General features: G+C 40.7%; 14 protein-coding genes. 8 read left to right on the forward strand and 6 right to left on the reverse strand.

Translation table 11 applies throughout. The features are described 5' to 3' along the window. Positions 1 to 6: 6 nt before the first annotated feature. Positions 7 to 1,359, reverse strand: a complete 1,353-nt coding sequence (locus RMZ42_RS19260; RefSeq protein ID WP_322672899.1) for a GAF domain-containing protein — start codon at positions 1,357 to 1,359, stop codon at positions 7 to 9. Between the two features lie 23 nt (positions 1,360 to 1,382). Here RMZ42_RS19260 and RMZ42_RS19265 point away from each other — a divergent pair, with 23 nt between their 5' ends. Continuing rightward, positions 1,383 to 2,132, forward strand: a complete 750-nt coding sequence (locus tag RMZ42_RS19265) for a HAMP domain-containing sensor histidine kinase (RefSeq protein ID WP_322672900.1) — start codon at positions 1,383 to 1,385, stop codon at positions 2,130 to 2,132. 177 nt (positions 2,133 to 2,309) lie between these two features. Here RMZ42_RS19265 and RMZ42_RS19270 read toward each other — a convergent pair whose 3' ends face one another. The 3 genes from RMZ42_RS19270 to RMZ42_RS19280 form a co-directional block, all read right to left on the reverse strand. Then, on the reverse strand, positions 2,310 to 3,626 hold the full coding sequence (locus RMZ42_RS19270; RefSeq protein WP_322672901.1) for a dihydroorotase: 1,317 nt from the start codon (positions 3,624 to 3,626) through the stop codon (positions 2,310 to 2,312). 278 nt (positions 3,627 to 3,904) lie between these two features. Beyond that, complete coding sequence (locus tag RMZ42_RS19275; protein WP_322672902.1) at positions 3,905 to 5,269, reverse strand: histidine phosphatase family protein; 1,365 nt, start codon at positions 5,267 to 5,269, stop codon at positions 3,905 to 3,907. Positions 5,270 to 5,543: 274 nt separating this feature from the next. Then, the gene (locus RMZ42_RS19280) at positions 5,544 to 5,732 is read right to left on the reverse strand and encodes a hypothetical protein (RefSeq protein ID WP_322672903.1); all 189 of its coding nucleotides are present in this window, start codon (positions 5,730 to 5,732) and stop codon (positions 5,544 to 5,546) included. Positions 5,733 to 5,755: 23 nt separating this feature from the next. Between RMZ42_RS19280 and RMZ42_RS19285 the strand changes: the two genes are divergently transcribed. Next, positions 5,756 to 6,949 carry an aminotransferase class V-fold PLP-dependent enzyme gene (locus RMZ42_RS19285; RefSeq protein WP_322672904.1) on the forward strand — a complete coding sequence of 398 codons (1,194 nt, stop codon included), beginning with the start codon at positions 5,756 to 5,758 and terminating at the stop codon, positions 6,947 to 6,949. An 83-nt stretch (positions 6,950 to 7,032) separates the two neighbouring features. Next, complete coding sequence (locus RMZ42_RS19290) at positions 7,033 to 8,118, forward strand: glycosyl transferase (RefSeq protein WP_322672905.1); 1,086 nt, start codon at positions 7,033 to 7,035, stop codon at positions 8,116 to 8,118. 368 nt (positions 8,119 to 8,486) lie between these two features. On the opposite strand, the gene RMZ42_RS19295 is transcribed toward RMZ42_RS19290, so the two are convergent. Continuing rightward, the gene (locus tag RMZ42_RS19295) at positions 8,487 to 9,233 is read right to left on the reverse strand and encodes a class I SAM-dependent methyltransferase (protein ID WP_322665837.1); all 747 of its coding nucleotides are present in this window, start codon (positions 9,231 to 9,233) and stop codon (positions 8,487 to 8,489) included. A gap of 199 nt (positions 9,234 to 9,432) precedes the next feature. Here RMZ42_RS19295 and RMZ42_RS19300 point away from each other — a divergent pair, with 199 nt between their 5' ends. From RMZ42_RS19300 to RMZ42_RS19320, 5 genes are all read left to right on the forward strand, one after another. Continuing rightward, positions 9,433 to 9,846, forward strand: coding sequence for a secondary thiamine-phosphate synthase enzyme YjbQ (locus RMZ42_RS19300; protein WP_322672906.1), 414 nt, complete (start codon positions 9,433 to 9,435; stop codon positions 9,844 to 9,846). Between the two features lie 310 nt (positions 9,847 to 10,156). Then, a complete protein-coding gene (locus tag RMZ42_RS19305) occupies positions 10,157 to 10,906 on the forward strand; it encodes a hypothetical protein (protein ID WP_322672907.1) in 750 nt (249 codons plus the stop codon). 32 nt (positions 10,907 to 10,938) lie between these two features. Beyond that, positions 10,939 to 11,727, forward strand: coding sequence for a Nif3-like dinuclear metal center hexameric protein (locus tag RMZ42_RS19310; RefSeq protein WP_322672908.1), 789 nt, complete (start codon positions 10,939 to 10,941; stop codon positions 11,725 to 11,727). 271 nt (positions 11,728 to 11,998) lie between these two features. Next, the gene (locus RMZ42_RS19315) at positions 11,999 to 12,217 is read left to right on the forward strand and encodes a hypothetical protein (protein ID WP_322672909.1); all 219 of its coding nucleotides are present in this window, start codon (positions 11,999 to 12,001) and stop codon (positions 12,215 to 12,217) included. 575 nt (positions 12,218 to 12,792) lie between these two features. Then, positions 12,793 to 13,104, forward strand: a complete 312-nt coding sequence (locus tag RMZ42_RS19320; protein ID WP_012408115.1) for a DUF6679 family protein — start codon at positions 12,793 to 12,795, stop codon at positions 13,102 to 13,104. A 92-nt stretch (positions 13,105 to 13,196) separates the two neighbouring features. Here the strand turns inward: RMZ42_RS19320 and RMZ42_RS19325 are convergent, their stop codons facing one another. Further along, positions 13,197 to 14,864 (reverse strand): MBL fold metallo-hydrolase, encoded by a 1,668-nt coding sequence (locus RMZ42_RS19325; RefSeq protein WP_322672910.1) that lies wholly within the window; start codon positions 14,862 to 14,864, stop codon positions 13,197 to 13,199. Positions 14,865 to 15,567 lie beyond the last annotated feature (703 nt).

Below are 15,567 nucleotides of genomic sequence, written 5' to 3' on the forward strand. Positions count from 1 at the left end.
CCAATCCTAGTAACCTGCTAGGCCGACTTCGAGAATTTGCTCCAGAAGACGTAATTCAATTCGCAGCATTTGGGCCCGCCGCCGCTCTTCCTCTGAGAACTTGCGTTCTGTAATATCTATCAGCACGCCCAGCATCCGCAACAGTTTTCCGGTTGCTTCGTAAACTCCGCGTCCTTTTACCGATACCCAATGAATGCTGCCATCTTGCCAGACAATTCGATATTCCACAGCATAATCGGTTTGTGTGGCGATCGCCTGCCTCAGTTGCGGTTCAACCCATTCTCGATCCTCTGGATAGACTTGACCCCGCCACTTTTCATAAGTCCAGTTCACATCACTCAGATCGGAACCAAAACAGCGAATTGCATTCTCACTAGCCAATATTTGATCGGTGATTGGGTTCCATTCCCAATAGCCAATACCAGCAAAACTCAGGGTCAGCTTGAGTTTCTCTTCACTGGCTTTGAGGGCTGCTTCTGTCCGTTGGCGTTCTGCTAGTTCTGCCTGTAGTTGCTGATACGCACTTCCCTGTTGAATGGCGATCGCTATTTGCACCGCTAGTCGATCTAACAAATCTAGTTCTACTGATTGCCAATGACGAGACGCACTACATTGGTGAGCAATTAATAATCCCCATAATTGCTCTTTGACCAAAATAGGTACTACTAGATTGGCTTTAACTTCAAATTGTTCTAGAAGCTGCAAATGACAATTGGTTAAGCCAGCCTGATAAATATCGTCGATTGCTCGTTTTTTCCCTTGATGATAGTCACTTTCGGCTCCTTGTTGAAAGCAGGTATCCAAAATTTCTTTTCCCAGAGCCACTGTCCAACCAGGAAGCACTGACTCTGCCATAATTGTGCCGCTCATATCCGGCTGAAATTGATAGATAACTACTCTATCTACTTTGAGAAACTGCCGCACTTCTGTGGCTGTGGTATGCAGAATCTCTTCTAACTTTAGAGACTGACGAATCCGTAAGGCGATCGCAGCAATCAGTTGTTGTTGTTCCTGACTTTGTTCTAACTGTCGAGTCAAATCCATCCGTTCAAGGGCATGATGAATTGCACCTTGAAGAACTTCAGATGTGAGTTTCTTTTTAACCAGATAATCTTGCACACCACTTTTCATCGCCCGGACAGCAGTAATTTCATCCCCTTGTCCTGTCAGCATAATCACAGCAGTTTGAGTATTGCTATGGCATTCCCGAAACTGCTGAATAAACTTCAGCCCATCACCATCAGGCAACGCAAAATCCAGCAAAATGATATCTGGTATCTCCTGTTGACACCATTTGAGTGCTGGCGTTCCCGTCTCAAACTCTAAAAAGTGGTAAGTATACAGGCTGTCTTGCTTCAAAAAGCGACGATATACTCAATGCGTTGGCTTCTCGTCTTGATAAACACGCTTTGGTTGAGCGCCAAACTCAAGCAAAGCTAGACGACCTGAGAATGAATATTGCTCACTCATTATCTCACGAACTGAATACGCCTTTAAATGGTATTCTCGGTATGTCACACTTGTTAATACAAAATTGTGAGTTCATGCCTGACTCTGAAGAGGTTGAAATTGCTGAATTAATTTACAAATCCGCGAATCGCTTGAATGCACTAGTTCAAAGATTTTTATTATATAGTAATCTGGAATTAATCACTAAAAGTCTCGAAAAAACTCGTCAATTCAAAGAAAAAAAAGATAGATGTTTGGCTGAAAAGATTATTATTGAAATAGCTTTTAAAAAAGCTAAAGAAAACTGTAGATCAAAAGATTTAAAATTAGAGATCCAAGAATCTACAGTACAATTGTCAGAAGAAAATTTGAGTATTCTGATTGAAGAATTACTGGATAACTCTTTCAAATTTTCTTTACCAAGCAGCAAAATTCAAATTCTAAGTAAGATAGAAGGTAGCAAATTTAATTTATATGTAATTGACAATGGCAAAGGAATGAAAATTGAAGAGATTAGTAAAATTGGAGCTTTTGTACAATTTAATCGAAAGTTATGGGAGCAACAAGGCTCTGGCTTAGGACTGGCTATTGTTCAGCATATAGTTAAATTATATGGTGGTGAATTTACAATCGATAGCATTCCTGAGAAAGGAACTATTGTAAGTGTTAGTTTGCCTTGCTAGTACAGTACGGCGTAAATAAACCACCCATTCAAAACCAATGTAAATGCTTACGCTGTATTAATTTTGAATGCGTGAATTTTGAATTTTGAATTCCGCCTTGCAGTACTAGGGTGTACTTGCCAATATAATCACAATAAAATAGCCAAGTTATTATTCAGTGGTTTGAAGTGCGTTTTTTTAACACCAGATTTGCACAACATGACCTTTCAACTGTTGTCCTAACCAAGGTGTATTTTGTGAAAGTGTATAAAGACTTTTCCGTTCGACTTTCCAAGTTTGCTGGGGATCAAATAAAGTAAGTTCCGCTAGTTGATGAGGTACGATCGCACTTACTTTTTCCCCCAAACACTCTGCTGGATTGGTACTCAATGCCCGCCATAATTCTAAAGCTGTAAATTCCTCAGTTTCAACGAGATATTGCCATAAAAGAGGTAGTGCTAATTCTAAACCAATTGCTCCTGGAGGCGCTTCGGCAAAGGCTTGGACTTTTTCTTCGTAGCTGTAGGGTGTGTGATCGATCGCGATCGCATCGATTACACCCGCACGTACCCCTGTACGTAACGCCGCCATATCACTGGGATTACCTAAAGGCGGATCTAAATGCAAGCTGCTGTGATAACTCTTAACTGCTTTTGTATCAAGTAAAAGGTGCATCCAGGTGGTGCTGGCGGTGATGGGTAAACCAGCCGCTTTCGCTGAAGCAATTAATTCCACGCTGCGAGCTGTGGAAACACGCATGATATGAACTGGTGTGCCGATGGTTGCAACCAATTCAAGCATAGCTGCGATCGCAGTTGTTTCAGCGCTGGTGGGTATTGGGGGTAAACCAAAACGGAGAGCATTTGTCCCTTCTCTCATTACACCATTGGCTGTTAACTGGCGATCGCTAGGCCAAAATGCTACTGGTTTACCCAACGGCTGGAGATACTCTAACACTCTTCGCACCAGCGCCAAATTTTCTAAAGGTTTACCATCAGTAAAACCCACAACTCCAGCAGACGCTAAATCTGCCAATTCCGTCATCTGTTTCCCAGCAATATCTACAGTAATCGCACCCCAGAGATGGAGCAGGGGGAGAGGAGAAGACAAGGAAGAGGGGGAAGACAAGGGAGAAAAATTGCCCCCTTGTCCCCCTTGTCCCCTTGTCCCCCCTCTTTTCTTCTGCAACTGTGCCACAAGCGCAGGGTTATCAATAACTGGGGATGTATCGGGTAAAATGCTAACTCTAGTAAAGCCGCCAGCAGCAGCAGCTTGTAAGAAAGACGAAAGGGTTTCCCGTTCTTCAAAGCCAGGTTCGCCAGAGTGGCTGTACAAATCGACTAACCCAGGGCCGAGAACTAATCCCTGACAATCTCTGATTTGAGTATCGGCACTGATGTCAGAAATGTGCGAAGCCACTTCTCGGATATAACCATCAGCAATCAGTACATCAAAGAGTTCGTCGATTTCAGAAACAGGATCAATTACTCGTACTTTTTGCAGCAGTTCAGTCATAAAAGTTTTAGTTATGAGTTAGGAGTTAAGTAGGTAGGCATAATTAAACATAAAGTAAAATCTTAGTTCGTAGTGAGCGATTCATCGCTCAAAGAAAGGATTATAGGACTAAAGTCCTTACTACAAACTTTAATTTATTTACGTCTAGCTACTTATAGTTATTTGTTTTTTAGTCATTGCTTCTAACTTTATTCCTCACTCCTCACTCCTCACTTTTTCTAACTCCTTCTTACTCAGAACTCAGCACGGGCTAAACGCCCCGCTGACGCTAACAGCACTCACAACGCTCCTGCTGCTGTTTTATCTAGTACACCTCCACCAAAGTGATAAGTGATATTCATTGCTTGCAGTACTGGTAAACCATCGATTCCAGCAGGGTAGTCGATAACACTGACTGCACCATTACCCTGACGAAAACTCCAGAAGTTTTCCAGCGATAAACCCAGAATGTGACAAAGCAAGGTTTTGTTAGTAGCGTCATGAGCTACTACTAATACAGTTTTGAATTGATTATTTGATGCTGCTTGCAGAATTGATTGCCAAGCTACAACGCTGCGCTCCCACACCTGTTGTAAATTTTCCCCTTCAGGCATTTGCACTTGCGTTGGTATCAGCCGCCATCGCTGCAATTCTCCTGGAAACTCTTGCTCTATCTCTGTTTCTAATTTTCCTTCCCAGAGACCATGACTGATTTCTCTTAAACCATCTTGCAATTCTAATTTTACATTCGGATGTTGTTTTAAGATAATCTCTGCTGTTTCTTTAGGGCGCAGCATTGTGCTACTGTAAGCATTATCAATCTCTACATCTTGAAGAAATTCGCTGGCTTTTTGTGACTGTTGTCTACCGTTGTCGTTGAGGGGGACATCAATTTGTCCTTGAAACCTGGTTTGGCGATTCCAGTCGGTTTCACCGTGACGCACTAGTAACAATCGTACTCCTTGATGATCCGGTCGCAATGAAGGTAGAGTTTCTCCGGTGTGTTGCGTCTGATTTAAGGATTCTAGCTGGACTGGTTCGCCCAATCCGCCAGCAAAATTTAATACGGTGATACCACAGTTAGATTGCTGTATTGAGTGGTAGCGACTGGGAGGGATTCCTAACGCTGTGCTAATCAAAGCGCGATTGATTCCGTTATGTCCCACTATGAGAATAGTTTCGCCTTGATGTTGAGACAAAATTTCTTGCCAAAACTGCCGTGCTTGTTCGTATAAAGCAAGAACGGGAAAATGTTCTCTTGTTCCTTCTGCATCATTAAGCAGCATCCGCAGTTCGTCGGGGTGTTGATGCCAAGTGCGGTAGTCTTCAGCAAATTTCTGCTTGACTTGGGCAGTCAGCAATCCTTCCCATAAAGGTAGGTCGATTTCTAATAGCAAATCAGAAACTTGAACTACAGCAGATTTTTTAGCATGAGTAGCTAACTCACTATGGATAATATCTGCTGTGTGTTTCGCTCGTTGTAAAGGACTACTGTAAATCGTATTAAATAAGATATTGCTGAGGGCTTTGCCTACTAGACTTGCATCCTTACGACCTTTTTCGGTTAATGTTGACGCATCAGTGCGTCCTTGGATGCGCCGCTCGGTGTTATAACCGCTTTGACCGTGGCGCACAATGATGACCTTTAAAGTTTTATTTTTCAAAAGCTTCAGCCTTATTTTTACAAAAAATACTCAATTAATGCTCAAATTAATTAATTAAGTGCATAGTTGCACATTAAAAGTATATATTTATACTTATTATCAATGCTCAATATATGCTCAGATTTATCTTACTTCCTAATTACTCCAAGTAATACTCTGAGTTAAAATGACTCCTTACAGTACAAGCATTCTAGCCATCTTTGTCATCAGGGCATTCATTCTTATCTGTTAATAGTTCCATCCTTTGACTCTAGATGGTAGACTGGAGGCAATTCTAGACATGAATAGGGATATCGTGAGAGTCATTATCACTCACTATTGATAATAGATTGGGTGCGATCGCCGGAAATACGATCGAAGATGTAATCCATGAAGTCTTGTATCCAGCATTGCCAGTCGGGCGGATACCGTAACGTCGGCATGAGAAACGGTCAAAATACTTTTGAATATCAATAGCCTGCAAACAGCAGATATCCCTTGTAAATTATGACTAGTATTTCTGCATCACCAATCAAGCTGCATCGTCATCGAGAGCAATTTCCCGCTTTAGGGAATAAGGCTTATTTTAACTATGGAGGACAAGGGCCCATGCCCCAAAGGGCAATGGATGCGATCGCCCAAACTCAAGCTTACGTTCAGCAAATAGGCCCCTTTGGCAATGAGGCGTTTAGCTGGATAGCACCTCAAACTCAAGCTGCTAGAGTTGCGATCGCTTCGGAGTTAAATGCACCATCTGAAACAATTACTCTCACTCAAAATGTCACTGTTGGCTGTAATATCGCCATGTGGGGCATTGAATGGCGGGCTGGCGATCATCTACTGCTCTCAGACTGCGAACATCCAGGTGTAATTGCTACAGCACGAGAAATCTCGCGGAGATTCTCTGTAGAAGTTACCACTTGTCCCCTAAAAGCGACTTTAAATGAGGGCGACGCTGTAACCATCATTGCCCAGCACTTGCGCCCCAATACCCGCCTAGTAATATTGAGTCATGTTTTCTGGAATACCGGTCAAGTTTTACCTCTGGACAAAATTGCCGAAGTATGCAGAAATAATCATTCTGCACTATTAATAGATGCTGCCCAATCTGCTGGTTTATTGCCTTTAAACTTGACTGAATTGGGAGTAGATTTTTATGCTTTCACTGGTCATAAATGGTTATGTGGCCCTGCGGGTGCTGGCGGCTTGTATGTCCGGCCAGAAGCACGAGAAAGCCTAAAACCTACGTTTATTGGCTTGAATGGTGTTGTTGTAGATAGTCAATCTCAGCCTGTAGATTGGCTTCCCGATGGGCGACGATACGAAGTGTCTACATTAGCTTATCCGTTGTATCTTGGGTTAAAGGAAGCGATCGCAATTCATCAGCAATGGGGAACGTCACAGGAACGTTATGAGCAAATTTGTCATAACAGTGAGTACCTCTGGCGACAATTGACGGCGTTACCTGATATTAAATGTTTGCGAACTTCCCCACCTGAAAGTGGTATAGTCTCTTTTCAACTTGCAAATAATCAGCCTCAAGCTCATTTGAAGTTGGTGCAATTTTTGGACTCACAAAAAATATTAACTCGGACAATTGCCGATCCTAGCTGTATACGTGCTAGCGTCCATTACTTTACTTTAGAATCGGAAATCGACCAATTGATTGGGGCGATTCAAAATTTTTGCAAAATTAATTAAAAGTTATGAGTTGTAAGTTAGCGTGTAGAAATTATGATTTCAACTCCTAACTCATAACTCTTAACTCCTAACTATAAAAGAAAATGGAACGCCCAATCTTATACTTAGCCATAACTAACCACGGCTTTGGTCATGCTACCCGCACGGCTTCTGTAGCTGCAACAATTCAAAAGTTATGTCCAGAAATTCTGCTAATTGTGGTGAGTACTGCCCCACGCTGGCTGTTAGAGTGCTATATAGAAGGCGATTTTATCTATCGTCCTCGTGCATTTGATTTGGGTGTGGTGCAAACAGATAGTTTGACAATGGATAAAGTCGCGACTTTAGAAAAGTTGCTCGATATTCAGAAGCATCAAAATTCGCTGATTGCTTCAGAAGTGAATTTTATCCGCCAAAATCGCGTCGATCTTATTTTGGCAGATATTCCCTTCCTCGCTCCTGGGTTTGCCAAAGCTGCAAATATTCCTTGCTGGATGATGAGTAACTTTGGTTGGGACTTTATCTACCGAGATTGGGGAGGCGAATTTACCGCAGTTGCAGATTGGATCAGTGATTGGTATTCAAAGTGCGATCGCCTGTTTCGTCTTCCTTTCCACGAACCAATGCCAGCCTTTAATAATATCACAGATGTCGGCTTAACAGGCGGTTCCCCCCGTCACTCTGCTGATGATTTACGTTCTCTTTGGGGAATAACTGCACCAGTCGAAAAAACCATTTTGTTAACCTTTGGTGGGTTGGGTTTACAGCAAATTCCTTATGATAACCTAGAGCGATTTCCAGATTGGCAATTTATAGTATTCGATCAATCTGCCCCTGATTTACCTAATTTAGTGAAAATTAATGACCGCAAATACCGCCCTGTAGATTTTATGCCTATTTGTGGCCGAGTCGTCTCTAAACCTGGTTATAGTACTTTTTCGGAAGCCGCAATACTAGGAGTACCAATTGTCACTATACCGCGTGAAGACTTTGCCGAAGCAACTTTTATAGTAGAAGGCATAGCTAATTATAATCACCATCAAATTATCACCCCATCTGATTTTTTTCAAGGAACTTGGAATTTTCTCTATGAGTTACCCCAACCTTCAAGGCAATCTCAACTAATTGCTAAGGATGGTAATGAAACTATAGCTCAAGCTGTTATCAATTATTGCCAGATTAAAAGATAGTAGATAATATTCCTCAGAATAGATGAGATTGGCTAATTACTAACAAAACTTATCCCCAGGGCAAACGCATCTTCTTTACTAATAAAAACTAAAAAAGATTTCAAAAGAATATAAATAATCCTAAAAGTTGCTATAATCTATATTTAAATGCATTCGGCCCTGGCTTTTACCCAAATTACCTACTTCTCAATTCTTGACTTCAATTACTAAAACTACTGCTATATCTACTTTATACATTTTCACTCTTTTATTAAAAAAAATATGACTAATGCGTAGCCATTCGTCATTATTTAAGTGAGTTTGCTCTGAGCGCTGAACAAATTTCACAAATTGCTGTGTTTGTAAGTTTTGGACAAAACAATTATTTGTTAACGTTTCTGGTAAATATGAAACTTTGACAGTAAAAAGTTTTTCATAAGTTTTTTATTCCCTTCTATGCCAATCTGTTCAAATCCAGACTGCTCCATCAATTCTTTTGTTTTATTGCTATCAAGAATTAACAAATCAGCAGTTGTATCGCTGATTATTTCACCATTGTTTTCTCTGATCCAGAGATACTGCTTCTTAACACCTGTATCTGTTTTTGAAACTTTGACCTGATGGATTATATCTCCTGGTAATTTCTCTACCCTATCTATATGCATACCTTGAGCGCTCAGAACCAATAGACCATTCATTTTGAGATGTTCAGCGACACGCCTTAATGCTATTACATTATTTTCAATACTATTAATACTACTACATAGTAAGTATTCATTGTCGGTATTTGTATCTAAAAAAAACCAAACGCCACTATTTGAATAAGCTAGATCAAAACTCTCTTCTAGTTGCATATTAAGAACATCAGATTCGACTAATTTAATTTTATTTCCCAGTCGTTTTTTTGCTACATCTAACATTTGTTTAGAAATATCAATTCCTGTTAAGTTACAATTCGGTTTTAGTTTTAAGACTCTTTCTGCTACTAGACCTGTACCTACTCCTATCTCTAGGATATTATTAGAGTCTCTAATTATAGGAAACAGAGCTCTAACAACCTCATCGTGGTACTCAGTGTAAATATATTGAAATAATAAATCATAATAGTTTGCTGGATTGTCGGCAAATATATTCATAAAACCCTCGTCAAAGTCGGCGCTTGAAGCAAAAAAATCTTATAGGTAGATATTAATTATACTGGACTTTAGACTATTAATTTTGAGCGTGGACACGATATTTTGATTAGATGCCAATTTTAATAATAGTTGAGTCGTGTGGCGATCGCAAGAACAAGTTGTTTAATATGCTTATATAACCTCAATCTTAGTATTCCACATGACTCACTATCAAAAGTTACTCAAAATATCTACTAGTGGCAAATCTTTTCAAAACATCACCACGAAAATTGCAGCTATAGTTGCCGAATCGGGTGTTGAAACTGGTCTTTGTACTTTATTTTTGCGCCATACTTCAGCTAGTTTAGTAATCCAAGAAAATGCCGATCCTGATGTACTTGTAGATTTAGCTAACTTTATGGCAAAACTTGTGCCAGAATCAGGTAAATACATTCATGATGCCGAAGGTTCCGATGATATGCCGGCACATATTCGTACTGCACTTACCCATACTTCTGAACATATACCTATTAATCGCGGCCACTTAGTACTAGGAACTTGGCAGGGAATTTATATTTGGGAACATCGTCAACGCAGTCATTCTAGAGAACTAGTTGTGCACATTTCTGCATAGCAAATTTCTTAAATTTAGAAATCGTAGTTAAATTCTATTAGGACTTACGCAAGTGTCCTATTATTTTGTGCAGCTTGTCCAAAGTCAATAATCAATGATTCCAAAACCTTAACTTTTGGGAGACTATACTAAGTATTTTTACACTTTTGGGATTGGAAAATTCCTTTATTGATAATTAACTAGACATACACTGAGTATTTCATGTCAGTTTGTAAACTTAAAAGTTAAGTTTATTTATATAATTTTAATAACTTGTTTACTCTAATATAAAATAATAGTTATGTAACCTGCTTGGGCTATTACTATTACTATGAAGCAAGAACTAACACCAACTAATACTTTTCAGATTATTGATGAAATCCTTGCCCAGCAGTCTGTTAAATTATTGTCACTGAGTCCTAAAAAAATATTAATTACCAGCTTTGCAGAATTAGAAAATTTGATTGTGGAACAAAATAGTGACATTGAAATTATCACAAGTATTCAAAAAACTCTCGAAAGCATAGTCCGTACTCAATTGCAAAACTTCCCAGAAAACATCTTTTGGGATTTCGATTTTCTGGTAAGCAGTATGCTTAGGCAAGCTTTAAATGCAGAGGAGGGCGCTATTGCATTCTTAAAAACTTTTGGTGAAAAGATGGTTTGTCTAACAGAGATGTTCGGCAATAAAACAGAAATCCGCTTTCGTTATGTTCATGATTTTATATATGGGTTTGAGTGGGCAAGATGGGTACAAAAAGAGCCACAAAAACGCGCACATATAGAACCTTTTAGTCTGTTATTTTTAGATTATTTACTCATCAAAGGTAAGGAACTTTTACAACGTATTAAGCATGGTCAGGTCGTATCTTATAAACTGTGTGAGACGGGCTACCGCAACCCTTTCACCTTTTCTCGCGAACCAGAAGATGAATACCGTCTGCTAACTTATCTTGCTGAAGAACAACTTATTCCAGTAGCAGTATGGAACTGGAATGCTAGCCCTGTATGGAATAAACCTTTTCAGGAAATGCGGCAACAATTAGCATTAAAATTAAATATTCAACCACAGAGACGCTGATTAGTAATTAAAAATTGCTGAAGAAAATAATTATGAAAATTGCTGATTTAATTACTTGGTTTGAAGCATGGGCGAATCCTGCTTGGTGTGAAAGTTGGGATAATTGTGGCTGGCAAATTGAACCAGGAGTTTTGCAGGAAGAAACACGGGTTTTGGTATGCTTGACACCGACTTTGGCGGTAATGCAAGAAGCGATCGCAGAAAATGCTAATCTGATATTTGCCCATCACCCTTTGATTTTTAATCCTCTCAAATCTTTACGTACTGGTGAAGCGATCGCTGAAATGGTACGGTTAGCATTTAAGCATAATATTGGTATTTATACTGCTCACACGAATTTTGACCAAGTGCAAGATGGGACTGCTGACGTTTTAGCTCAGATTTTAGAACTCAAAGAAGTTACTCCCATAGAACTTACACAAGCAGGATTAGGATATGGTCGTATTGGTTTGCTAGAACCATTTCTGACATTACAGGAATTACTCGCAACCATTCAAACCCGACTTTCTCCCCCGAATTTGATTTTTTCCCCAACAGCTAATTTACAGCAAACAATTTCACGAGTTGCTGTTTTGGGTGGTTCGGGGGCTAGTTACATTTCAGCCGTTGTCAAAACAGGTGCTCAAGCTTATCTAACTTCTGACTGTAAATTCCATCAGTTTCAAGAAAGCCGCGACCGCAATCTCATTTTAATCGATGCCGGACATTACGCTACCGAACGTCCCGCTTGCGATCGCTTAGTGCAAAAATTCCAATCTTTAAACTTAGACTGGGTGCAATTAAGTCAAAAAGATGAAGATTTCCGCCAGTTTTTTGCTTGATTGCTGATGTCTCATTATATTTTATCAATGCTTTTTGAAAAAGTTGTTGTATTTTTATTCTGTTAAAATATTCGGCTTTTCAACATTGATGCTGAAAATTCCTGTGCCCTTTTATCTGTGTAATATTAAAGTATCCAAAACTCATATTGTGATATCAATCACTGATTGAGCGTAATAGTAATCACACAGTATTAATGTTTCATATCAATTAGTAAAAGAGGAAAATGTTCCACACTAGACCTAATAATTTGCTCATTCTGCCCTAATCAAGATGATTCGCACAATTATCGCATCTGCTTTCCAAACTGGATATCTGAGTGTTGAATCTGAGGGTTTACTCCAGCAGGTGCTAGCCACTAAATGCTATCAGCCAGAGGATTTGCCAGAACTCGCAACCCTATACGATGCAGTTCGCGTCGGAAAAATTAAACGAGAAGCATCCTCGTCAAACGTGCTTATAGAATTTCCTTTACCACATAAATCCTCCTAAACTTCTAGAGTAGAATTTTCTCATGGTCTTTTCCTTTACTCTTCCCTGACGCTGTTGCCTTTTTTCAGGTTTTTGCCTGAAAAACTCAAAACTATTTGGGTGTTGTTGTTGAAAAGCATCAAGGTCAGCAAGAGAATGAGTTAAGATCAGATACAAGTGGGTAAAAGTAAAGCCAAGTCCCCGGACTTCCCAGTAATGCCAATGATTAAAAGTAGGCAAATTAAACAACCGCAATCAACAATTGTTTTGGAGTATTCTTTATTACATAATGGTAAGAATGACTCAGCAGCAAATATGAACCTGGTTAGGACAGGTACCGAATTGTTTGACTTTTATAGAAGCAGACATTCCCTAGAATAAGCTGGAGGGAGATTGAGTTCATTGTTGGAGCAACCATTGATTTATGACCCAACATTATCCTGATATTTTGACAAATAGAAGCAAATCTTGGGATTGGGTTATGAAGCGCACTTGTTCTAAACGGTGAAATAAACCTCTTAAAGGTGTAATGTAATGGGGTAGAACCCAGATTTTGACAGGTTTAACTACGTTGTTTAAAAAGGCAGAAACAGTACATGCTACACCGCAAGATTTATCAACTGTGTTGCGATGGGCGCGAGGTATGTGTTTTCTTGCGGGACCAGCAACGCTGGATTGAACGCGCCCGCATCATAGACATAGAGGGAGATTTAGTGACCCTACGCTATGAAACAGAAGAAGAGGACGAAGTTTGTTCTTGGGAAGAAATGGTTCGCCTCGAGAGCATTGGTGCTGTAACGCAAAAATTGGCTTCAGTACCGCGCGGTAATGTAGAACCTCTGATGACTGAAGATTGTCCCGAAGCAGAGCGCATCCACAACCGTTACACTGACTCGAATCCAGAATAAATAGTCATTAGTCATTAGTCATTAGTCATTAGTCATTGGTCATTGGTCAAAAATGACAAAGGACAAAGGACAAAGGACAAAACAGCTAATGACTATTGGCTATCATTCAAGCCTTCAAAAGCAGGACAGTAACCTTCGAGAGTTACTTTAAAGTTATACAACGGGGAAGCTGGATTCCAACACCGCTGCCCCCTTTGATGTCGGCAAGTACCACAACAGTCTACATCTGTCCAGGTATAGCGATCGCTGTTTTGGTTGAGCAGTTCTCGTTGAGACAATCCCCTTAATACTAATTCTTCCCCTTGCCAACGAGCTTCGATTAAACCAGTATCGGCAAATTGCCGCCAACGCTGATCGGCAGTAATCACATTGGGTAGGGTGATTGTGATTACTGTTCCTAACTCTGTCAGTTCGCCTTCGTAGTTAGTCTCAGGTGCTGCTGGTTGTAAAAATGTGTCGCCGATGGGTAGTTCTACTAAGGTATCAGCCGCCGGAGAATGTACGTGGTAGCGGTTTTGCAACTCCTCTAAGCTAGTCAGGTCTGCCAAGTAAGCAGGAGAACCGTGGACAAAAACCACGTGCTGGGGTCGCAAATTATGAATTAGCTGCGTAGTACCAGGGCCATCGCTATGTTGAGCTAAGAGATAAGTTTCAAGAGTGGTGGGCGCTAAATATTCTTTGTTAACTTTTATATCAATTTTTTCTGGTAGGAGAATCAGCCAAGGCCCGGTGTCTAGTTGGCAGTGTTCGCCTAAATCAGATGTCGAGTCGGTGAGGACAATACAAGGTGACTTACCTACACTGGAACGATGTTCTGGTTGTAGACGACGCACGCGGGGACGTACCCGTTCATCCCAAAACAAAGGTTGATGGCGGGCGAAGTTCTGTACCGATGGGGGGAGATGGGGCAGCAGTTCAAGATATGCATCGCATCCAGTGGCGACAGCACCATCTACCCAGATATCTAAATCTCGTCCGGTGAAGTGGTGATGCGATCGCAAGAGCATTAATAATTCTTGACCTAATCCTAAAGCCGGGGTAGGAAGGATTACAGAACAATGGTCAGCGATCGCTCGATTAATTCGCTCGGCTAGTTGATTTTCTTGGTTGCGGCGGTGAGGATGACGGGATGTGCCATAACTACCTTCAATAATTAGCACATCCAAATCTAAACCCCGCAGTTCCTCTAAACGCAAACCTTCTACTAGTCGGGAGTTCGATAAGAAAAAGTCCCCTGTATACAGTAGCTTGTAAGTACGCTGCTGGGTGGTATAAGTCAGGAGAATTGCTACTGCTCCTGGTAAATGTCCTGCAGGAAATAATTCTGCCACCAAACCATCTTGGAATTCCACAGGCGATCGCAATGGCAAGGCATGACAAAATTGGGAAATTTTCTTAGGGTCTTCATCTACCCAATTCAGTGGTAGTAACTTGCTAGTTACCTCACTACCATAAATCGGTAACTTGGGAAAAGCTGTATGCAGCGCCAGTAAGCCTTTGGCGTGATCTGGGTGAGCGTGACTAATCAAAACTAAATCTGCTGGTAGGGGCGAACTAGTTCCACGTCCCGATTTAGTAAGCCCCTTAACCAGCGATGAAATATCCTCAAAACCACAGTCTAATAGGATGCGGTGCGGGCCCATTTTCACCAACAAACACACGCCCTCATTGTCATGCTGGACGCTATAGGGCAAACATTCTAATTCACTACCCGTTTCCGCAGCATCTACGCGAGAGGATGCCGATAGATTATCCCTCATGCTCTCCTCCCCTCAAACCTCATCGTCATGGACATATCCCAAAAGCCAAAAGTTACACAAATTTTGGTTTTGTGACTTAGGGGTAAGTTTTATCATGCGCCCCTACACCCTGAGAATACAGATTTTTGATTGGGGAGGACGCCTGCACCGAACCCGCACTGGTTCAAAAAGGTGGGCTAACCAGAAGCTATCAAACTAGGAGCTACAGCAGTTTGCCTCTGGTTTCTTTTCCCTTTACAAGTTTTGAACGCTCTTAGCCAACTCACCCTCCGGGAAGTCGAGCGAGCGTCTACAGATTTATCTCAATGTGCGGAGCCATTGCCATGATAATTATCTGAATCATAGAATCCATTCTTCGTGCCAAAAAATAAGCACGAAAGTGTAAATATAACTGTTAATCCAGCTAGAATCAGCTTTACATCCATTTGTCTGCTGCCCTTTACTCAAAGACTTTCCTATATTAATTTAGTGCTTCCGCAATCAAACGGAATCACTAGAAAATCTTTACTATGCTTATATGGATTGGGCAATAGGTAAATTTACCACAATCAGTCAAATTGTAGAACCTTTCGGTCAAGCTGTCTATCCATCTAGATGTAAAGCAATATGACAGCAGGAGCAATTTTCTACAGCCCGTAAAAATCTTCATCTAAAAATAGCATCTCCCGAACCGTACCGCTTGGCAATTAAAGAGTGCTAAAGG

Source organism: Nostoc sp. DedQUE05 (assembly GCF_034530955.1).
In the GTDB taxonomy this organism is placed as follows: Bacteria; Cyanobacteriota; Cyanobacteriia; order Cyanobacteriales; family Nostocaceae; genus Nostoc.